The 21,363-nt window shown below is 53.8% G+C and carries 18 protein-coding genes and 1 other RNA gene; 8 read left to right on the top strand and 11 right to left on the bottom strand.

The annotated features are described in order from the left end of the window. Positions 1-191 precede the first annotated feature (191 nt). Positions 192-2,612, top strand: a complete 2,421-nt coding sequence (locus tag EH207_RS01300) for a TonB-dependent receptor domain-containing protein (protein WP_137712397.1) — start codon at positions 192-194, stop codon at positions 2,610-2,612. A 112-nt stretch (positions 2,613-2,724) separates the two neighbouring features. Here the strand turns inward: EH207_RS01300 and parE are convergent, their stop codons facing one another. The 5 genes from parE to nudF are packed head-to-tail and all read right to left on the bottom strand — an operon-like array spanning position 2,725 to position 7,174. Beyond that, positions 2,725-4,620, bottom strand: a complete 1,896-nt coding sequence (gene parE, locus EH207_RS01295) for a DNA topoisomerase IV subunit B (RefSeq protein WP_137712396.1) — start codon at positions 4,618-4,620, stop codon at positions 2,725-2,727. Between the two features lie 55 nt (positions 4,621-4,675). Further along, positions 4,676-5,257 (bottom strand): esterase YqiA, encoded by a 582-nt coding sequence (gene yqiA, locus EH207_RS01290; RefSeq protein WP_137712395.1) that lies wholly within the window; start codon positions 5,255-5,257, stop codon positions 4,676-4,678. After that, a complete protein-coding gene (gene cpdA, locus EH207_RS01285; RefSeq protein ID WP_137712394.1) occupies positions 5,257-6,084 on the bottom strand; it encodes a 3',5'-cyclic-AMP phosphodiesterase in 828 nt (275 codons plus the stop codon). The genes yqiA and cpdA overlap by 1 nt, the downstream gene beginning before the upstream one ends. A gap of 30 nt (positions 6,085-6,114) precedes the next feature. Continuing rightward, positions 6,115-6,537 carry a DUF1249 family protein gene (locus EH207_RS01280; protein WP_137712393.1) on the bottom strand — a complete coding sequence of 141 codons (423 nt, stop codon included), beginning with the start codon at positions 6,535-6,537 and terminating at the stop codon, positions 6,115-6,117. 4 nt (positions 6,538-6,541) lie between these two features. Further along, complete coding sequence (gene nudF, locus EH207_RS01275) at positions 6,542-7,174, bottom strand: ADP-ribose diphosphatase (RefSeq protein ID WP_137712392.1); 633 nt, start codon at positions 7,172-7,174, stop codon at positions 6,542-6,544. A 377-nt stretch (positions 7,175-7,551) separates the two neighbouring features. On the opposite strand from nudF, the gene tolC reads away from it, so the two are divergent. From tolC to EH207_RS01260, 3 genes are all read left to right on the top strand, one after another. Further along, the gene (tolC, locus tag EH207_RS01270) at positions 7,552-8,949 is read left to right on the top strand and encodes an outer membrane channel protein TolC (RefSeq protein ID WP_137712391.1); all 1,398 of its coding nucleotides are present in this window, start codon (positions 7,552-7,554) and stop codon (positions 8,947-8,949) included. A 258-nt stretch (positions 8,950-9,207) separates the two neighbouring features. Next, entirely contained in the window at positions 9,208-9,879 is a 672-nt protein-coding gene (locus EH207_RS01265) for a DUF1190 family protein (RefSeq protein ID WP_137712390.1), read from the top strand. A gap of 11 nt (positions 9,880-9,890) precedes the next feature. After that, positions 9,891-11,051, top strand: coding sequence for a glutathionylspermidine synthase family protein (locus tag EH207_RS01260; protein ID WP_137712389.1), 1,161 nt, complete (start codon positions 9,891-9,893; stop codon positions 11,049-11,051). 61 nt (positions 11,052-11,112) lie between these two features. Here the strand turns inward: EH207_RS01260 and ygiD are convergent, their stop codons facing one another. The 3 genes from ygiD to rsmI form a co-directional block, all read right to left on the bottom strand. After that, positions 11,113-11,898, bottom strand: a complete 786-nt coding sequence (gene ygiD / locus EH207_RS01255; protein WP_137712388.1) for a 4,5-DOPA-extradiol-dioxygenase — start codon at positions 11,896-11,898, stop codon at positions 11,113-11,115. Between the two features lie 176 nt (positions 11,899-12,074). Further along, positions 12,075-12,456, bottom strand: an RNA gene (gene rnpB, locus EH207_RS01250) — RNase P RNA component class A. Between the two features lie 25 nt (positions 12,457-12,481). Continuing rightward, on the bottom strand, positions 12,482-13,369 hold the full coding sequence (gene rsmI / locus EH207_RS01245; protein ID WP_137712387.1) for a 16S rRNA (cytidine(1402)-2'-O)-methyltransferase: 888 nt from the start codon (positions 13,367-13,369) through the stop codon (positions 12,482-12,484). A gap of 61 nt (positions 13,370-13,430) precedes the next feature. On the opposite strand from rsmI, the gene EH207_RS01240 reads away from it, so the two are divergent. From EH207_RS01240 to dolP, 4 genes are read left to right on the top strand one after another with little or no spacing between them, the layout of a single operon-like run. Continuing rightward, positions 13,431-15,455: a penicillin-binding protein activator gene (locus EH207_RS01240; RefSeq protein WP_137712386.1), complete on the top strand. Its 2,025-nt coding sequence runs from the start codon at positions 13,431-13,433 to the stop codon at positions 15,453-15,455. Continuing rightward, complete coding sequence (locus EH207_RS01235; RefSeq protein ID WP_175413716.1) at positions 15,452-15,808, top strand: YraN family protein; 357 nt, start codon at positions 15,452-15,454, stop codon at positions 15,806-15,808. The genes EH207_RS01240 and EH207_RS01235 overlap by 4 nt, the downstream gene beginning before the upstream one ends. Positions 15,809-15,849: 41 nt before the next feature. After that, positions 15,850-16,440: a DnaA initiator-associating protein DiaA gene (gene diaA, locus EH207_RS01230; protein ID WP_137712385.1), complete on the top strand. Its 591-nt coding sequence runs from the start codon at positions 15,850-15,852 to the stop codon at positions 16,438-16,440. 10 nt (positions 16,441-16,450) lie between these two features. After that, on the top strand, positions 16,451-17,026 hold the full coding sequence (gene dolP, locus EH207_RS01225) for a division/outer membrane stress-associated lipid-binding lipoprotein (protein WP_137712384.1): 576 nt from the start codon (positions 16,451-16,453) through the stop codon (positions 17,024-17,026). Positions 17,027-17,160: 134 nt separating this feature from the next. Here the strand turns inward: dolP and mtgA are convergent, their stop codons facing one another. From mtgA to arcB, 3 genes are all read right to left on the bottom strand, one after another. Beyond that, positions 17,161-17,898 (bottom strand): monofunctional biosynthetic peptidoglycan transglycosylase, encoded by a 738-nt coding sequence (gene mtgA, locus EH207_RS01220; protein ID WP_137712383.1) that lies wholly within the window; start codon positions 17,896-17,898, stop codon positions 17,161-17,163. After that, entirely contained in the window at positions 17,895-18,548 is a 654-nt protein-coding gene (elbB, locus tag EH207_RS01215; RefSeq protein WP_137715220.1) for an isoprenoid biosynthesis glyoxalase ElbB, read from the bottom strand. The genes mtgA and elbB overlap by 4 nt, the downstream gene beginning before the upstream one ends. 337 nt (positions 18,549-18,885) lie before the next feature. Further along, on the bottom strand, positions 18,886-21,243 hold the full coding sequence (gene arcB, locus EH207_RS01210; protein WP_137712382.1) for an aerobic respiration two-component sensor histidine kinase ArcB: 2,358 nt from the start codon (positions 21,241-21,243) through the stop codon (positions 18,886-18,888). Between the last annotated feature and the right edge of the window lie 120 nt (positions 21,244-21,363).

Genomic DNA, 21,363 nt, shown 5'->3' with positions numbered 1-21,363 from the left:
CTTTTATTAAGAATTATTCATCATCATCACACGTTATTGCGGTCATAAATGATAATGCTTAACATTATGATAATACTTATCATTACCCTACCAGTTATAATGTTATTGCTCATTTTTCCGCCACCGCCATTGATTGCCAGCGCGTCTATCGACACCACTGGCAGGATAGCCCTATAGAAAAGAGTATCATCATGTTAATTAACAATAAGTTAAATAAAATTCTTCTCACCGGGATATTAACGGGCATTGCGTTAAACAACGCCGTCGCCGACACAGTCTCGGTTTCACCGGCCGGTAAGAGTGACAATGGCGCCGCCGATGCGAAAGATCAGGCGGCGTCGACCAGTAAAACCGAGCCAACAGGTGAAGTAATGACCGTTCTCTCGCCTAAAATCGAGAAAGAAGCGGGTTCGTCAGTGACTCTGACTGCTGAAGAAATGCAGAAAAACGGCGCTAATGATTTCGGCACCATTATGCGCTACCAACCGCTGATCGGCGCAACGGGGAGCAGCGGCGGCGCCAACACTGGTAAAAGCGGATATTCCGGGGATCGCGGCGGCTACACCGGCTATAACATCCGCGGGCTGGAAGCCAACCGTGTCTCCATCGACGTGGACGGCATCGCCCAACCCAACGCCACCGGGCGCAGTTATGCCGGTCGCGCTGGCTCCAACACCTTCGGCATCGGTCGAGACTATATCGATCCTTATCTGTATGGCTCGGTGGGTATCGAATCCGGCGCCACCGCCGTATCCAATAGCAACCACGCGCTGGGCGGCTCGGTTTCGTTTCGCCCCAAATCCGCCGACGATTACCTCTCCCCCGAAAAATCGAGCTACTTCGGCTACCAGAGCGGCTATGACTCATCCAATCGTAGCTGGCACAACGGCGTCACCGTTGCTGGCGGCGACGAAACGCTGCGCGGCCTGATCGCGGTCAGCCGCCGCGACGGTCAGGAAACGGAAAACAACAGCGGCACCCTTGATGCCTATCCCGCCAACTGGCACTCCAATGCTGTTCTGGCATCAGGGATCTGGCAGCCCAACAGCGAACACATGTTCACCGGTACGCTGGATTATTACCATAAAACCAACCACACCAACTTTGACTACTGGGGCTCCGGCAGCAGCACGATTTACGGCAAGGCGCAGCAGAGCAGCCAGACCCGCCGTTGGAGCGCCAGCCTGAAAGATCGCTGGACGCCGACCAACAATCCGCTGGTGGACTTAGTGGATACCCGGCTGTTTTATCAACAAACCGAGGCGCACGATAATACATCAGCACCAGCATCAGGCTCAGGTTTCCTCGCTGCCCCGGCTCACCTTATCTACTCTGATTACGATGTGAAAACTTACGGTATTGAAACCCAGATGGCCAAAAGCTGGCGCTTTCATGCATTCAGTTGGGGATTCAACGCCAGCGAGTCCAGGAGCGAGCGTCCATACCGGCAGGATCCCTTGCTGACATCATTTAACGATCTGTCAAAACCCGAGGCCGATAGCCGCAGCTACATGCTGGGCGGTTTTGTGCAGGATAAAATGACCTGGAATCTGAGCGGGCACGACTTTTCCGTGGTGCCGGCCGTGCGCGTGGCTTATCAGAACAGCAAGCCGACCAACTTATCCAATATGACCGGCGACGGCAGCGTTATCGACACCTCTGACGTCGAGACGCTCTATGGCAGTTTCAGCGATACTCAGGTGCTGCCGTCTCTGAGCTTCCTTTACGATATCACTCCGCAACTGACCACTTATCTGCAATACAAACGCGGCGCACAGTTCCCCAACGCCAGCCAGTTGTACGGTTCCTACAACTTGCCGTCAAACTGGATGGGTTCTTCACAATACGCGCTGATTGGCAATTCCGATTTGGATACCGAAACCAGCGACAACGTCGAATGGGGTCTTAAAGGCGAAGCGGTAAAGGGAGTTACGCTTAACACCGCCGTGTTCTACAACAGTTATAAAAATTTTATCGATTATACGCGTTATCAACGCACGGCTAACCCGGATAAATTCACCAACGTACCGAGCAATATCGGAACCATTTATCAGGCGGAGAACCGTGATAAAGCTTATATCTACGGCGGTGAAATTAGCGCCAAATTCGACTTCGGCACCTGGTTTGAACAAGCCGACGGTCTGAGCACCCGTCTGGCTTTCGGTTACGCGGAAGGGCAATCAAAATCACGCTATTCGGGCGACAAATACGTCGATCTCGACAGCGTCCCGCCGATGAGAGCGGTGGTGGGGGTGGCTTATGACGATCCAGATCTGCGTTACGGCGCCGCGCTGACCGCCACCTTTAATAAAGGCAAACAAGCCTCCTCAACCGGCCGGCAGAGTTACAACAACAGCGGCGGCGCGATTGCGGACTCCGCCACCCAGTATATGCGCGTTCCCGGTTATGGCCTGCTGGATTTGAGCGCCTACTACCGCGTCACCAAAAATGTGAAGCTGAGCGGCGGCATTTACAACATCACCGATCGCAAATACTGGGATTACCTGAGCAGCCGCAATCTGGAAAGCTCAACCAACCAGGATCTGTACGATCAGGCGCTGTCAGTCGCACCCGGCCGCACCTTCCAGCTTGGCGTCAATGTGGATTTTTAAGAATAAATAACATGGAAACGCTTTAAAAAGCTCGTTTGAACGAGTCAGGATAAGAGCGCGGCAGCGCGCGCTTATCCCATTTGTTACTGAAATGCCGACAGGCGAACTGGCGTCAGACCTCGATTTCCGCCCGGTCGCCCTTCTCTTGCAGCCAGTTGCGGCGATCTTCGGCACGCTTTTTCGCCAGCAGCATATCCATCATCGCCATGGTCTGATCGATATCGTCGTCATTAATGGTCAACTGCACCAGACGGCGGGTATTTGGATCAAGCGTGGTTTCACGTAACTGCAACGGGTTCATTTCACCCAGACCTTTAAAGCGCTGTACGTTGGGCTTGCCTTTTTTACGTCTGAGCTGCTCCAGAACGCCTGCTTTTTCCTCTTCATCCAGGGCGTAATAAACGTCTTTCCCCAGATCGATACGGTACAGCGGCGGCATCGCCACATAGACATGCCCGCCACGCACCAGCGCGCGAAAATGACGGACAAACAGGGCGCACAGCAGCGTGGCGATGTGTAAACCATCGGAGTCCGCATCCGCCAGAATGCAAATCTTGCCGTAACGAAGCTGGCTGAGATCGTCACTGTCGGGATCGATGCCGATCGCCACTGAAATATCGTGCACCTCCTGAGAGGCCAACACTTCATCGGAAGACACTTCCCAGGTATTCAGGATCTTACCTTTCAGCGGCATGATCGCCTGAAACTCACGCTCCCGCGCCTGTTTCGCCGATCCGCCCGCGGAATCCCCTTCCACCAGAAACAGTTCGGTGCGATTCAGATCCTGCGAGGTGCAATCCGCCAGCTTACCGGGCAACGCCGGGCCGCTGGTCAGTTTTTTACGCACCACCTTTTTGGCGGCCCGCATCCGGCGCTGAGCGCTGGCAATCGCCAACTCTGCCAGTTGTTCCGCTGCCTTTATGTTCTGATTCAGCCACAGACTGAAAGCATCTTTCACCACGCCGGAAACGAACGCGGCGCACTGGCGGGAAGACAGGCGTTCTTTGGTCTGCCCGGCGAACTGCGGTTCCTGCATTTTTACCGACAGCACATAAGCGCAGCGTTCCCAGATATCGTCTGCGCTCAGTTTGACGCCGCGCGGCAGAATATTACGGAATTCGCAAAACTCACGCATGGCATCCAGCAATCCCTGACGCAGTCCGTTAACGTGCGTTCCCCCCATCGGCGTGGGGATCAGGTTAACGTAGCTTTCGGTCAGCAGATCGCCGCCTTCCGGCAGCCACAGCAGCGCCCAGTCCACCGCTTCGGTATCCCCGACGATGGCGCCCAGAAACGGTTTTTCCGGCAGGGTAATCAGGCCGTCCACCGCTTCACACAGGTAATCGTTCAGACCATCCTGATAGCACCAGCGCTGTTCGGTATTGTTGACCTTGTCTTTAAAGATAATTTCTACGCCGGGGCACAACACCGCTTTGGCTTTCAGTAAGTGCGTCAACCGCGATACCGAAAAGCGCGCACTATCGAAAAATTTCTCATCCGGCCAGAAATGGACGCGCGTGCCGGTGTTACGACGACCGCAGGTTCCCGTTACGGTGAGATCCTGCACTTTATCGCCGTTTTCAAACGCCATGTCGTAGACCTGTCCGTCACGTCGTACCGTCACTTCCACCCGTGAAGACAAGGCGTTAACCACAGAAATGCCTACTCCGTGCAAACCGCCGGAAAACTGATAGTTTTTGTTGGAGAACTTACCGCCGGCATGTAACCGGCACAGGATCAACTCAACGGCCGGGACGCCTTCTTCCGGGTGGATATCCACCGGCATACCGCGACCGTCATCAATGACTTCCAGTGACTGATCATCGTGCAGAATCACATCGATACGGCGCGCGTGTCCCGCCAATGCCTCATCGACGCTGTTATCTATGACCTCTTGCCCCAGATGATTGGGACGCGAGGTATCGGTATACATCCCCGGACGACGGCGTACCGGTTCCAGTCCGCTGAGTACTTCAATCGCATCAGCGTTATAACTTGATTGAGTCATGGTTTGAATGAATTCTTTGTTTTAAACGAATTGTTTTAAATGAAATCAGCGGTGATCAGTCTGTCGTAAGACCCAGAAAATTCACTATGGGTGCAAAAAAGCGCTCAAATCCGACAAAGGCATGATTGCCCCCCGACTCCACTGTTTGGCGACAGGCCGTGTAAAAGGCGACCGCCTGGCGATAGTCCAGGACCTCATCGCCGATCTGAAGCAGCAGCCATAGCAAATCTGGCGCTTCCAGCGGCTCGACCTGCATAACCTTCAGCTCGTGAACGTGCCGTGACTCTAGCACATATTGCTCACCCGTGTAGGGGTTCTGATTAGCGCCCAAATAGTCGAGCAGCAGTTCATACGGTCTGACGGCCGGATTCACCACCACCGCGGGCAGGATAAAGCACTGGGACAACCAGGTTGCATAGTAGCCACCGAGAGAGGAGCCAACAATACCGAGCGGACGACCGCAGTGCTCCATCACCAGCGATTCCATCATCTCGGCCGCTTGCGCCGGGTAAGGCGGCAATTGAGGAACCAGCATGCGGATTTCAGGATGCTGGTCTGCCAGCCAGCTTTTCAGCGCGGTGGCTTTCGCCGAGTGAGAGGTGCTGTTGAAACCGTGAAGGTAGAGTAAGGTGGGCATCAATAACCTTCCGAATCCATATCCGGCAGGAAGTCGCTTCCCGACAGACGAAACACCTCGGTTTCCAGTCGGCCGTCCGGCATCAAGTCCAGATAACGCCAGCCCGGTGCGACATCATCAATCGTAAAATTGGTGCAGTGCGGTTTGAATTGCACACAGGTGGACGGCGTTGCCAGCAGACGACGACCATGCCAGTCGAGATCCATTTCCTGATGAATATGTCCGCACAGGATCGTGTTCACCCGCGGGTAGCGGGTCAGTACCGCCGCCAGATTATGCGCATTGCGCAAACTGTGCTGGTCAAGCCAGGTACAGCCGCAAGACGAGGGATGATGGTGGAGTAAAAGCAGGGTAAAGCGATCCGACTGATTTTTCAGGCAACGTTCCAGCCATTCCAGTTGATAATCGCTCAGTTCGCCATGCGGCACGCCGGATACCTGACTATCCAGCAGGACTATCTGCCATTTATCACCGACCAACACATGTTTGGACGGCGCAATGCCCTCCTCGGCCAGCGCATCCACCATCGCGGGCTGGAAATCATGATTGCCAGGCAGCCACACACAGGGGGCGGGTAATTGCCGAATGCCGCGGGAAAAGTGGTGATAGGCCGCCAGAGAATGATCCTGCGCCAAGTCGCCTGTCGCGACGATCAAATCAAACGCCTCCCGCCGGGCTTTTATCGCATCCAATACCGCGTGGTAACTACGATAGGTGTTAATACCGAGCAATGTTTCATGCTCGCCGGCAAAAAGGTGGGTATCTGTTATTTGTAAAATCCTGACTCTGGCCCCACTCGCCACAGGAAGTGTCAACAGGCTTTCCAAATGATGGTGTCCTTGGTTACTTCAATCTGTCTAACAAACCGGAATCGACATTGAACCATACGCCAAACAATATTTTAGCCAATCAGCAAGAAACTGATTAATTTGATGCTTTTCGTCACGTTGATGCAGCTTTTTATTCGGGTAATCATAGCGTGCTTTGAAACGGAAGATCTGCTGACTGGCACACACTTCCGCAACCCGCGCGTCATGATACAGTCTGACCGTCATCATCGGCAGGCTCCAGTAGCTTACCGCGGGCGCGGTCTGCTTAATTTCAACCAATGAGGTATAGCGGGTAGACTCAAGAATCGTTAAGCGATAGACGGCATGATCGACATGATAGACCGCGGTTTCACCGACTTCGTCAATTCGGGGCAGCAAACGCCGCAGTTGCATGAAATTGGTTTCGCATAGTCTCATCATCGCCGGGAAATCCGGGGTATAGCGCTTCATAAATTCAATCCACCCACGCGTTTCTCAGTTTCTCATGGTGCAACGCCAACCATTGCAAGGCAATGACAGAGGCTGCGTTATCAATAATCCCTTGCTCAACCCATTGATAGCTTTGTTCGCGGCTGACAACATGCACGCGAATATCTTCATTTTCTTCCGCCAGACCGTGAATGCCGGCCGCAGTCCGGGTATCCACTTCGCCTACCATAACAGCCAACCGTTCACTGGTGCCACCGGGACTGGCAAGATAATCGACTATCGGCTGGCAGCGCCCTACCGTTAACCCCGCTTCCTCCTGGGCTTCACGCCGGGCGACCTCTTCCAGACTCTCCCCCGGTTCAATCATGCCGGCCACCAGTTCAAACAGCCAGGGGGAAACGCTGGTATCATAGGCGGCGATACGGATCTGCTCGATCAATACCACTTCGTCTCGTACCGGATCATAAGGTAGCAGGACAACCGCATGACCGCGTTCAAAAACTTCGCGGCTGACTTCATCACTCATTTCTCCATTAAACAAACGGTGACGAAAACGATAGCGCACCAGTGAAAAAAAACCGTTGTAAAGCGTTTCGCGTGCAATAATTTCTACATCATCTTTCGTGAAAGTAACCGGACCAGAAACGGAAGCGCCCATGACTAAACTCCTATAACGAGTATTGATGGAATCCGGTATTGTATGATGGAAACCCCTGTCATTATACTCGTCGTTGTTTTTGATAGATTTGTTTTTGACAGATTTGTTTGTGGTAGATTTATGTACACTCAGCCCTTGTTCCAGCGGGGAATGATGATTACGGGCGTTCTGTGACGGTGACGTTTATCCTGTAAGGCAGAACAATTCCGTAGCGTTCAGGCCCGGATCGTCAATAACATCAGCCGGTTCGGTGCGCGTCCACTGAAAGATGGCACGTTCAGCTACCTTATCCTATTGGCTGATTCTGGTAGAATCGACAATTATTTGTCCATAGATAGCGCTAACATAGCGACATTGCTGCACAACAAGGAATGCAAATGAAGAAATTGCTCCCTCTTCTTATCGGCTTGAGTCTGGGCGGTTTTAGTATTACGGTCCAGGCGGAAAATTTGTTACAGGTTTATCAGCAAGCAAAAAACACCAACCCGGATTTACGCAGCAGTGCCGCCGTTCGCGATGCCGCGTTTGAAAAGATCAATGAGGCGCGCGGCCCATTATTGCCACAGTTGGGGCTGGGCGCGGATTATACCTATAACAATGGTTATCGTGATAACAGCGGCGTAAACAGCCATGAGAAAAGCGCATCATTGCAGTTGACTCAAACCCTGTTCGACATGTCTAAATGGCGTGCGCTGACGCTACAGGAAAAACAAGCGGGCATTGAAGATGTGACTTACCAAAGCGAACAGCAGACCCTGATTCTGAACACGGCGACCGCCTACTTCAATGTCCTGCGCGCCATTGATTCGCTATCCTACATCAACGCACAGAAACAGGCGATTTACCGCCAGTTGGATCAGACCACTCAGCGCTTCAACGTCGGTCTGGTCGCCATTACCGATGTACAGAACGCCCGCGCGCAATACGACAGCGTATTGGCCAATGAAGTGCTGGCGCGGAACACGCTGGATAATGCCCTGGAATCTCTGCGTCAGGTAACCGGGAATTTCTACCCGCAGTTGGCCGGACTAAACATAGAACGCTTCTCCACCCAGAAGCCGGGAATGGTCAATAACCTGCTGAAAGAAGCAGAGAGCCGTAACCTGACGCTGTTATCCGCACGCTTGAGTCAGGATCTGGCGCGTGAGCAAATTCGTTCAGCGCAATCTGGACATCTGCCGACGCTGGATCTGACCGCATCTACCAGCGTGAGCAATACGGACTATAACGCCCGTAACGCGTCGCGAGACACGGACGTAGGTCAAAACCAGGTTGGCATCAACTTTACGCTGCCTCTCTACAGCGGTGGCACCACCAGCTCTCAGGTGAAACAGGCCCAGTACAACTTTGTCAGCGCTGGCGAACTGCTGGAAAGCGCTCATCGCTCCGTGATTCAGACCGTGCGCTCATCGTTTAACAACATTTCCGCCTCTATCAGCAGCATCAACGCTTACAAACAGGCGGAAGTATCCGCGCAAAGCTCGCTGGATGCGATGGAAGCCGGTTATCAGGTCGGCACCCGCACGATTGTCGACGTGCTGGACGCCACCACCACGCTGTATGAAGCCAAACAGCAACTTTCCAGCGCGCGCTACGATTACCTGATCAATCAGTTAAACATTAAATCGGCGCTGGGTACGCTGAATGAAAACGACCTTCAGGCGCTGAACGCCGCGTTGGGCCAGTCGGTTTCAACCACGCCGCCGGTCACCGACGACAACCGCGGCGCGCCGCTCGCCAATACCACTACCGCATCGGCGGCGCCGCTTCAGTAATCATTTTGGTTTAGGGGGGGGGGAACGCAGGTGTTTCCCCTTTTTATTGCCGGCCACCGCAAGTGGCGTAGAAAATCATTTCCCGCTTTTTTTACCCCCTTCGTGAGATAAAGCGAAGCGCTGCACAACTAAATGTATAGCAACGTAAAGAGTCGCTCGGTTAGCGTCTTTGGCGCTTTAAATTCCATCTGCCTTCCCCTATTCTTAGCGCACAATATTAGTTATTCGGCAGGATGCCTTTTCTCTGGGATTGACACGATGAAACGTACTAAAGACATTAATCAGGAAACCTTCCGTAAAGGATGGCGAACCTACCGCCTTGCTCCCGTCGCTTTGGCGGTCAGCGCCGTCTTTGTCCTGTCCGGTTGTGAACAGGCTGACGAAACAGTTTCTCTGTATCAGAACGCCGACGACTGTTCCGCCGCCAACCCCTCGATGAGCGAGCAATGTACCACGGCTTACAATAACGCCCTGAAAGAAGCAGAGAAAACGGCGCCTAAATATGCGACCCGCGAAGACTGCGTCGCCGAGTTTGGCGAGGCCCAGTGTACGCAGACTCAGGCGCCGGCACAGTCGGGTATGGCTGCGGAATCCCAACAGAGCGGCAGCTTCTGGATGCCGCTGATGGCCGGTTACATGATGGGCCGAATGATGGGCGGTGGCGCGGGCTATGCGCAGCAACCGCTGTTTACCTCAAAATCGCCGACTAGCCCGGCAAACGGCAAATTCGTCGATGCAACCGGCAAGAACTACGGTAACGCCGCCACTGGCCGCACCATCAACGTACCGAAAACCGCACTGGCACCCAAACCGGCAACAACCTCAACCGTTACACGTGGCGGCTTCGGCGAAACCGTCGCCAAACAGACCAGCATGCAGCGCAGCAGCGCCAGTTCCAGTTCCAGAGCTCCCCGTAGTTTGGGTGGCTAAGGACATATTTGATGAAACGGATAGAAATTCAAGAACGTCCAGACTGGCGCGAAAAGGCGACCGAATTCGGCTTCCACTTTCACACCTTGTACGGGGAACCCTACTGGTGTGAAGAAGCCTATTACCAGTTTACGCTCGCTCAAATCGAAGAGATCGAAGACACAACGGCCGAATTGCATCAGATGTGTTTGCAAGTGGTGGATAAAGTCGTTAACAGCGAACAACTGCTGACGAAATTCCGCATTCCCAAGCATACCTGGGATTTTGTCAGAACGTCGTGGCGTACCCATCAGCCGTCGCTTTATTCCCGCCTCGATTTGGCTTATGACGGTAAGACGCCTGCCAAACTGCTGGAAAATAATGCCGATACGCCGACCTCGCTCTATGAATCCGCGTTTTTCCAATGGCTGTGGCTGGAAGATCAGATGCAGTCAGGGCAACTGCCTTCAACTGCCGATCAGTACAATGGCATTCAGGAAAAGCTGATCGAACGTTTCGAAGATCTGAGGCTGAATCATGGCTTCGGGCTGGTGCATTTTGCCTGCTGCCAAGATACGGAAGAAGACCGCGGTACGGTGCAATATCTCCAGGATTGCGCGCTGGAAGCTGGGTTGCCAGGCGAATTTCTGTACATGGAAGAAATCGGCCTTGGTGAGAAAGGCCAGTTTACCGATCTGGAAAATCAGGTTATCAGCAACCTGTTCAAGCTGTATCCGTGGGAATTCATGCTGCGCGAAATGTTCTCCACCAAGTTGGAAGATGCTGGCGTTCGCTGGCTGGAGCCTGCCTGGAAGATCATTATTTCCAATAAAGCACTGCTGCCGATGCTGTGGGAGATGTTCCCGAATCACCCTAACCTGCTTCCCGCCTATTTTGCCGAAGACGATCACCCTGTAATGGAAAACTACGTTATCAAGCCGTTGTTTTCCCGTGAAGGCGCCAACATCCAAATCGTGGAAAACGGGAAAGAAATCGCCTCGGTGGGAGGACCATACGGTGAAGAAGGCAAAATTATCCAGCAGTATCACCCTCTGCCGAAATTCGGCGACAGCTACACCCTGATCGGCAGTTGGCTGGTCAATGACCAGCCTTGTGGTATCGGCATGCGCGAAGATCGTCAACTGATCACGCAGGACCTGTCCCGCTTTTACCCGCATATCATTCTGGACTGATTTAGAGGCTCTGCATGAAAAGGGCGCGTCGTTAACCCGCGTCCTTTACGCCGACAGGCGTTTACCCCACTTGCACCGACAGCATACTCAGCGATCCCATTTCAATGCCTTCAACCGGAATAGTGATGGCCTCTTTGCCATCCCAACTCCCCAGGGCGTAGAGCAACGGCAGAAAGTGATCCGGTGTCGGATTGGACAACACGGCGCCTTCGTGCTGCATAAAGTCTATCAGCGGATGGTTATCGCCCTGATAGGTCAGGTTATCCCGCACAAACTGATTGAATGACGTCGCCCACGGATAAGCATCCGCATCGCCGTCCCATTTGATCATGCGCAGGTTATGCACGACGTTGCCGCTGGCAACGATCATGAAGCCTTCATCGCGCAATGCGGCCAGCTTGCGCCCCAGCTCATAATGGTAAGCCGCAGGCTGGGTGCCATCCACACTAAGCTGTACCACCGGGATATCCGCATTGGGATACATTTTTATCAATACGCCCCAGGCGCCATGATCCAATCCCCATTGGCTCTGATCGGCGGCGACGGGATACGGTGCCAGCGCCTGCTGGATTCTCGCTGCCAGTTCTGGCGAACCGGGAGCGGGATACTTTGTGTCAAACAGTGCCTGAGGGAAACCACCGAAATCATGGATGGTTCTCGGTTTCTCCATCGCTGTCACGGCCGTACCGCGCGTGTACCAATGGGCTGAAACGGCAACGATGGCTTTTGGCCGCGGCAATGATTCGCCCAGCGCCTGCCATGCTTTGGTATAGGGATTGTTCGCCAACACGTTCATCGGGCTACCATGGCCGAGGAACAGAGCGGGCATCCGGGAAGCGTTGTTCATAAGAATATCCTCAGAAAAAAGATGTCGGCGTTACGCCGTAGCGCACTATGGCAACGACTTTACACCCATTGAACTGCCGAGAAAGCCGGATATCGATGATGAAGAGATTCAATAAATTTGAAGGGATGGAGAAAGTAAAAAAACCACCTTTTTGAAGAGGTGGTTTTTTACAAAAGAGTTGGAGTCGACCGTTAAGCCGGGTTCTGTCGTGGACAGTCATTCATCTAGGCCAGCAATCACTCACTGGCTCAAGCAGCCTACCCGGGTTCAGTACGGGCCGTACCATGCGAACCCCTATTTGGCCTTGCTCCGGGTGGAGTTTACCGTGCCGCGAACTGTTGCCAGCCGCGCGGTGCGCTCTTACCGCACCCTTTCACCCTTACCTGTACCCGCGTAGAGCGGGCCATCGGCGGTTTGCTCTCTGTTGCACTGGTCGTAGGCTTGCGCCTCCCAGGCGTTACCTGGCACCCTGCCCTATGGAGCCCGGACTTTCCTCCCCTCCACCAGCCACACCCCTGATAGGGACGGCGATGAAGCGGCGACTGTCTGGTCAACTCCGGCGCGGATAATAGGACAAATTGTCCTACTTGTCATCCTCTGATTCACCGCTGTCACCCTCTTGATCCAGCGCATAGCGATAAAGCGCGTTTTTCTTCACGCCATGAATTTCCGCCGCCAGCGCCGCGGCTTTTTTCAATGGCAGTTCCGTACGCAACAAACAGAGCGTATGCAAGGCCGCTGCCGGCAACGCGTTTTCATCCGCCTGGTGGCCTTCGACGATTAGCACCATTTCGCCCTTTCGGCGATTTTCATCTTGCTTCACCCAGGCCAGCAGCTCTCCCACCGGCGCCCCCTGGATCGACTCCCAGGTTTTGGTGATTTCCCGCGCCAGTACCACATAGCGCCGCGCGCCCATGACCTCGACCATGTCCTGTAGGCTATCGAGCAGCCGGTGCGTTGATTCGTAAAAAATCAGCGTCCGCGGTTCTTCCAGCCGTTCGCGCAGCGCATCTTTTCGCGCTTTGGTTCTGGCGGGCAGAAAACCTTCATAGCAAAAACGATCGGAGGGCAGTCCCGCCGCCGACAGCGCGGCAATGGCCGCACAAGCGCCCGGCAAGGGGACAACGCGGATACCGGCTTCACGGCAGCGCCTTACCAGATGATAGCCGGGGTCGTTAATCAGCGGCGTCCCCGCGTCGGAAACCAGTGCAATGCTTTGTCCAGACTGCAATTTCGCCAGCAATGTGTCTGCTTTCTGCTGTTCATTGTGATCGTGCAATGCGAACAGCCGCGCATTAATGGCAAAATGTTGTAACAGCAGGCCGGTATGACGGGTATCCTCAGCGGCAATCAAATCAACACGCTGCAACACCGCCAACGCACGCTGAGTGATATCGCCCAGATTGCCGATCGGCGTAGGGACAATGTAGAGGGTTGATGCAGAAATGTCTGCTTGTTGGTCGTGATTCATTGTTTCATCCGGGTTGCCGATTTAATATTGAGCATCTTTATAAAAAACCACTGGATACAGTATGCTTTCCTTTCATTTCGTCCGTACCCAGGCAGGGCGCGTTATCCCTGTTTTGTTAGCGGCATTGTTTCTTGCGGGCTGTCCAAGTCAGGCGCCGCAAAGCCCGCCGCCCGAGGTTAAAGGCAGAGCCGATGCCTCATCTGATTATTATCTGCAACAGATGCAGCAGAGCAGCGATGATAACAAGGCTAGCTGGCAATTACTTGCGATTCGTTCTCTCATACAGGAAGGCAAAGTACCTCAGGCTAGCCAGCTGTTTAACGCATTGCCGGAGAACTTAAGCGATGCGCAAAAACGCGAACATCAATTGCTCCACGCGGAACTGTCCGACGCACAGAACAACCCGGACGCGGCGAATGCGGCCCTGAGCCAGTTGGACGTCAACGCGCTCAGCGAACAGCAGCAACGCCGCTACTATCAGGCGCAGATTAACGCCAGTCAGGGACGCCCCTCTATCACGCTGCTGCGCGCCTATATTGCTCTGGAGCCGATGCTGCAAGGTAACGCGCATCAGTCGAATCTCGATCAGACCTGGCAGGCGCTGACGCAAATGAGTCCGCAGGAATCGGGATCATTATTGATCAATGCCAATGAGAACACGCTGGCCGGCTGGGTGGATCTGCTGAATACTTTTCAGACTAACCGCCAATCCCCGGATCAGTTAAAAGCGGCGATATTGGACTGGCAAACCCGCTATCCACATCATCCAGCCGCGAAAACACTGCCGAAGCAGTTGGATCAGCTCATTAACTCCCAGCAGGCCGCCGTTAACAGCATCGCTCTGCTGCTGCCGCTAAACGGTCAGGCGCAAGTTTTTGCCAACGCCATCCAGCAGGGATTCAATGCCGCGAAAAACGGTCAGGCGACAATGGCCGCCGCCGCGCCCGCCGACCTGCCACTCACGGACGATCAGACAGGAGAACCTGATTCAGATGCCGCCGTCGCGGAGAGCCTGGACACACCGCAACCGCCTGAATACAGCGAGCAGATTACCCCTGAAACCAGCCCTGCTCCGGTTGACCAGCAGGCTTCAGTCAATCAGGTCAGTTCGCTGCCAGTGAAAGTCTACGACACCTCCTCGCAACCGCTGGCAAACATACTGGCGCAAGCACAGCAGGACGGCGCCTCGCTGGTCATCGGGCCGTTGCTGAAAAACGAAGTGGAACAGCTAGCCGACCAACAATCTCCCCTCAACATTCTGGCGCTTAACCAGCCGGAACATGTGCAATACACCCCCAATATTTGCTATTTCGCGTTGTCGCCGGAAGATGAAGCCCGTGATGCCGCGAAATTTATTCAGCAGCAGGGCAAGCAACAACCATTGCTGCTGGTGCCGCGCGGCAATTTGGGCGACCGTATCGTCAACGCTTTTGCTCAGGCATGGACTGAACAAGGTGGCGGCGGCTTGTTGCAGCAACGCTTTGGCAACGTGTCTGAATTAAAACAAGCCATCAATAGCGGCGCCGGATTAAGCCTGAGCGGTCAGCCCGTCAATACTGAGCCTGACCAGACTCAACCGGGGACGACCGTTGCCGGTTTGACCATCCCCGCACAGGTACAGCCAACGGTGAGTTCCTCCACCAGCGCTAATATCGATGCGGTGTACATCATCGCAACACCGGACGAGCTGGCGCTGATCAAACCGATGATCGATATGCGCACCTCATCGCGTTCGCGTCCGGCGCTGTATGCCAGCTCACGCAGTTTCCAGGCGGGTAGCGGCCCTGATTTCCGTCTTGAAATGGAAGGGTTGCAATTCAGCGACATTCCGCTGCTGACAGGCGCAAACCCTGCACTGATGCAACAGGTGAGCAGTCAGTTCAAAAACGACTACTCATTGGTTCGCCTGTATGCGATGGGAATGGATGCCTGGACTCTCGCCAACCATTTTGGTGAAATGCGCCAGATTCCAGGCCAGCAGATCGCCGGCGCCACCGGTATATTGAGCGCCACACAAGATTGCACCATCAATCGTCAACTGACCTGGCTGCAATATCGTCAGGGACAACTGGTGCCAGCATCCTGAACCGGCGCGCGACAGGCGCCCGTTATGAGCAGCAGGCCCGGCGCTATCTTGAACGCGCCGGCTTAACCTTCGCCGCGGCCAATATCACGTTGCGCGGCGGCGAGCTTGATTTAGTGATGCGCGACCAGCAAACCTGGGTATTTGTGGAAGTGCGATATCGACGAAACGCGGACTTCGGCGGCGCGGCGGCCAGCGTTACCTATCGTAAACGGCAACGGCTGCTGCACGCCGCCGCCGTCTGGCTTGCTCAGCATGGCGCCAGCTTTGATACGGTGGACTGTCGTTTCGATGTGCTGGCGATTACCGGCGATCAGTTTACCTGGCTCCCTAACGCCTTTAATGCCCAGGGATGAAACGCGCTTCATGGACTTCAATTAAAGTAGGTTAATTCAACGTGCTGGATAGAATAAAAGTTTGTTTTACCGAGAGCATTCAAACGCAGATCGCTGCCGCAGAAGCCTTGCCCGACGCCATTTCCCGCGGCGCCGTCGCCTTGGTGCAGTGTCTGCTGAACGGCAACAAAATTCTGAGCTGTGGCAACGGAACATCAGCAGCCAACTCGCAGCATTTTGCCGCAAGCATGATCAATCGCTTTGAAGCTGAGCGCCCCAGTTTGCCGGCCATTGCACTTAATGCTGATAACGTGGTCTTAACTGCGATAGCTAACGATCGATTACATGAAGAGGTCTATGCAAAACAGGTCCGGGCGCTGGGACAAGCTGGCGATGTGTTACTGGCGATCTCGACGCGCGGCAATAGCCGCGACATCGTCAAAGCCGTGGAAGCGGCGGTAACCAGAGATATGAACATCGTCGCGCTAACCGGTTATGATGGCGGTGAACTGGCCGGACTGCTTGGTCCACAGGATGTGGAAATTCGCATCCCTTCGCACCGCAGCGCCCGTATTCAGGAAATGCACATGCTGACCGTTAACTGCCTGTGCGATTTAATTGATAACACCCTTTTTCCACACCAGAACGATTGAGGAGCACTACATGAGGATAAGTTCTGCATTTGCCGTGTTGGCTATCGCCCTGCTGCTACAAGGCTGTGTCGGCGCGGTAGTGGTCGGAAGCGCAGCGGTAGCCACAAAAAGCGCCACCGACCCCCGCACGGTGGGGACGCAGGTTGACGACAGTACGTTGGAAGTTCGCGTAGCGAATGCCATCAACAAAGATGAGCAGTTGAAAAAAGGCGCTCGCATTGTTGCTACCGTTTATCAAGGGAAAGTACTGCTGACAGGGCAAGCCCCAACGACAGAACTCTCAAATCGAGCTAAACAGATTGCCCTCGGCGTGGAAGGTGCGGTCGAGGTGTACAACGAAATTCGTCAGGGTAAACCGGTTTCACTCGGAACCGCTTCGATGGATACCTGGATTACCACCAAAGTTCGCTCACAGATCCTGGCGAGCGACACGGTTAAATCATCCAACGTGAAAGTCACTACTGAAAACGGAGAAGTCTTCCTGTTAGGTATAGTGACTCAACGTGAAGGGGCTTCAGCTGCGGAAATTGCCAGTAAAGTCAGCGGGGTGAAACATGTCACCACCGCCTTTACCTACCTGAAATAACCTTTCTCCGCGCGTAAAATCTCAACCGCTGATGTTGTCATCAGCGGTTTTTTGTGGCGACAGAATGCGATATTCAGCGAAAAACGCTGATGGATCACGCCACCTGCTCCCGGCCTTGCATTCCGACCATCCTTTTAGTCCAACAAGCCATTGGCGCGCAAAAACGCCTCGCCGCCCATCTGACGCATCTGGCGTAAAATCCATTGCTGGCGCTGAATCACATAGCCGGAAGGCGCATTCGCCCGAAAACGAATCGGGTTGGGTAATACCGCCGCCAGCAACGCCGCCTCGCTAGCCGTTAACCGACTGGCTGATTTATTGAAATAATGGTTAGCCGCCGCTTCCACCCCAAAAAGGCCGGGACCGAATTCGGCGATATTAAGATAGACCGTTAAAATCCGCCGTTTGGACCAGACCAGTTCCACCGCGGCGGTGATCCCGGCCTCAAGACCTTTGCGCAGCCAGCTGCGACCATCCCACAAAAACAAATTTTTTACCGTCTGTTGAGAGAGTGTCGATGCCCCGCGTACGCGCTGTGTATTCCGCTCGTTATGCTTTAACGCCAGGTTGATGGCATCCAGATCAAACCCCCAGTGTTGCGGGAACTTCTGATCTTCGGCAGCGATCACAGCCAGCGCCATCACTGGCGCGATCTCATCCACTGAGACCCAGTCCGAGCGGGCGACATAGTGAAAATCGCCGCTCAGCCATGCGCTAAGCTGACGATCAACCATAACCGCCGAAAACGGAACCGGCAGAAACGAAAACAGCGCAATCCCCGCCAGCCATAGCCCCAATATCGTCAGACCCCCTCTAACGACCAGACGCTTAAGACGCATCAGCACCCCTGTGCTGCGCCGTCTGAATCTCATTCAATAAAATCCAGTACGCGCAACACCAGCTTATCAATCCCCTTCGCCGCTTCACTGATTGAATTGGCGAGCATATAGGCTGGCGTCGTAACAATTTTGTGCCCGGCGTCAACCACAATATCGTCTACCGGGCAAACCACATGAATCCCGCCCATTTCCTCAATGGCTTCCGCCGTATCGATATTGTTACCAATGGTCACCCGGATAGGCTCACCTAAGAGCGCCGGCAATAGCGCCGGGGCGATACAAATAAAGCCCATTGGTTTATTTTGCTTATACATTTCCTGGGTGAGTAATTTCAAAAATTCATCGACCTGACAGGCTGAGCCTTGCGTGGCAAAGTCGCTTAAATTTTTAGCTGCCCCGAAACCTCCGGGAACGATCAATGCATCGAGCTGGTGCGCATCAGCCGTTGAAAGCGGCTGGATCTTTCCTCTGACAATCCGGGCAGACTCAGCTAAAACGTTTCGATTCTCATTGGTTACCTCGCCTGTCAGATGATTAACGACATGAAGCTGCGGTTTATCCGGCGCAAAGCAAACCGCTTCTGCACCAGCGCGATCCAGCGCCAGCAGCGTCAATACCGCTTCGTGAATCTCCGAACCATCAAAAACACCACACCCGCTCAGGACGATACCGACTCTTTTCATCATTTTTTCCCTCATTTCATCACATCAACTAATTGATTTTTTAATTGACAAACACTAATCTACATCACACATTTTAATGATTCTTGTAACAATGATGTCCATATTTGCTATTTTGTTGCTTGATGAAGATGTGCTTTAGTTGAGACTATAACGTTTTAGCTTAAGCGGTAATACCCGCACTTGCGAGCTCACGAACCCTGATATCTAAATGCAGGTGCATGATTTCCCTGGTGTTGGCGCATAATTCGCGCACCCCGGCTTCGGTCGGGGTCATTTTTTTTTACCCCACCACACCGCTGTTGACTCCCTGTCCCACACAGCCCCCGCTACCCGCTTTTTACTCGCCAGATCCCCGTGACTCTGCCTCGGCGACCCAGTTTCGCAGAACCTGAACATCATGACGCCAGTCGTGTTTGAGCTCGTCAATCCATTCCTGCACATTATCCCACCATGCAGGCAATGTCGGCGTTTGAATCTGCTGCGCCACCTGTTGCAGATGACGAAGTCCCACAGAACCGGCGGCCCCTTTGATCTTATGGCCCTCTTCGGTGATGCCTTTCTGATCGCGCGCCGTCATGTTGGAATCAAGAATCTCCAGATAGCCCGGCATCATCTGTTCAAACATATCCAGACTTTGATGGATTAATTTAGGCCCCACCAGATCCAGATACTGCTCAAGCATCGCAACATCCAGCAGTTTCTCATTCACCAATTCGTCCCCTTTTTTCGCCACATCGGGCGCATTGCCTTGCGCAGACTGATAATCCCAATATTGTTTGATTACCGCGGTTAACGCAGGAACTGACAACGGTTTGCTCAGCACGTCATCCATGCCCGCATCCAGATACTCTTTTTTATCTTTCAGCACGTTGGCGGTTAGCGCCACCAGCGGCGGCAGGCTGCGGTCGGCATAGTGCTGGCGTAGTTGACGGGCGACGTCCAGTCCGGTCATATCCGGCAGTTGAATATCCAGCAGTACCAAATCAAACTCATCGGGATCGAACATGTTCAGCGCATCCTGCCCGGTCATGGCCACTTCCACGCTGTTGCCCAGTCTTTCCAGCACCGAACGGGCCACCACCACGTTTAATTCAATGTCTTCGACCAAGAGAACATGCAGCGCCGGTAACGGCATATCATCATCGGCGTCCGCATTCCCGCGGGTTTCGTCAACGCCTGGCGCCGTCACGGTCAGGGTAAAACAGGAGCCTTTGCCCTGCGCACTGATAACCTGAATATCGCCGCCCATGCTTTGAGCCAGCCGCTTGGAGACGGATAAACCAATTCCCGTACCGGTCGCCGGTTTACCGCCATTCTGATCCTTCACCTGATAGTACATGGCAAAGATTTTTTCCAACTCATCCGGCGGAATCCCCATACCGGAATCTTCGACGTCAAAACGCAGGCGATTGCCTTGCTCATGCCACACCCGCACGACAATTTTTCCCTCCGGCGTAAATTTCACGGCGTTGCTGAGCAGGTTCCACAGAATCTGCCGCAGGCGCGTGCCATCGGTAATGACTTGCTGGGGCAGCGGCTGATGCAGTTCCATAACCAGCTTCAAGCCTTTAGGCTGCGCAAGCAATCCGCCCAGATTCTCCAGATCGACCAGAAAACCGGTGAAATCTATCGGCTGATTGTCCAGTTGCACCTTCCGGCGCTCCTGTTTGTCCATTTCAATGACATCGTTGAAAATATTACCCAGCGTAATGGCACTGACGTGAATCGTTTTCAGATACTTCTGCTGCTCCGGGTCCAGTTGCGTATCCAGCAGGATGCGACTCAACCCGACAATGCCATTAAGCGGCGTACGCAGCTCGTGGCTGATCGTTGAGATAAATGTCGTCTTCTCCCTACTGGCGTTTTCCAATGCGTCTTGGTAGCGCTTACGCTCCGTTATATCGCGTCCAAAGCCCATCAGTCCGTGACGTTTTCCCATACGGTCGTAGAAGGGCACTTTGCGTAATTCAAAACAGGCTTTACGGCCATCGGGATAGACCAGCCATTGTTCATACGTCAGGGAAACATTGTGGCGGAACACTTTCTCGTCCGTTTCCATTACCTTTTCAGCAATATCTGGGGGGTAAACATCCCGCGGCGTCAGGCCAATCAGTTGTTTCTGACTTTTCCCAATCAGCAGTTCCATCGCCCGGTTACAACCAGAAAACTCTTTGTCTTCATTGCGGTAATAAACCAAATCGGGAGACGCATCCAGAAAGGAGCGCAGTAGCGCCGACTGTTGTTCCAGCTCAATCTGCGCCTGTTCACGGCGCCCCATTTCGTCTTTCAGACGGCTCACAACCTTCAGCCTGGCCTCCTCCGACTTGATACGGTCGGCAATTTCCTGATTGAGCTGGACAATATTGCCCTGAAGCTGCGCATTCAACTCCAAATCCCGGTGCCGCATTTCTTCCAGCTTCGCTACCAGCTTTGCCAATCGCTGGCGTGATTCCTCAAGTTGCTCTACCACGACGGAAAGGAAGTAAACCGCCCAGGGTGTAATCAGCAGCCCGAAAAAGACAGAACGAACAACATCGATACTTTCCACCGTTCCGCTGAGCAACAGCGTAACGGCCATCTGCACCACCATCGCCAGCAGCACCAATACCGAAGCCAACAGCAGTGAAAAACGGACAAGCCCCAGTTTTACCATCAAATCAACATAGTACTGAGCCAACAGTCGGATTTGCTTCATAGCGGTTTCCCTTAGTCACGAACCACCAAATCATATCGTAAATTGGCGGCGCGGCGGCGCTGGCATCGAAGACTCACCGCCAGATGCGCCAATGCACGCCAATCAATCATCTAAACCACG

This window comes from Brenneria rubrifaciens (assembly GCF_005484945.1).
Taxonomy (GTDB): domain Bacteria; phylum Pseudomonadota; class Gammaproteobacteria; order Enterobacterales; family Enterobacteriaceae; genus Brenneria; species Brenneria rubrifaciens.
Note: the sequence above shows the minus strand (reverse complement) of the source record. Positions and strands in the feature narration are given on the sequence as shown.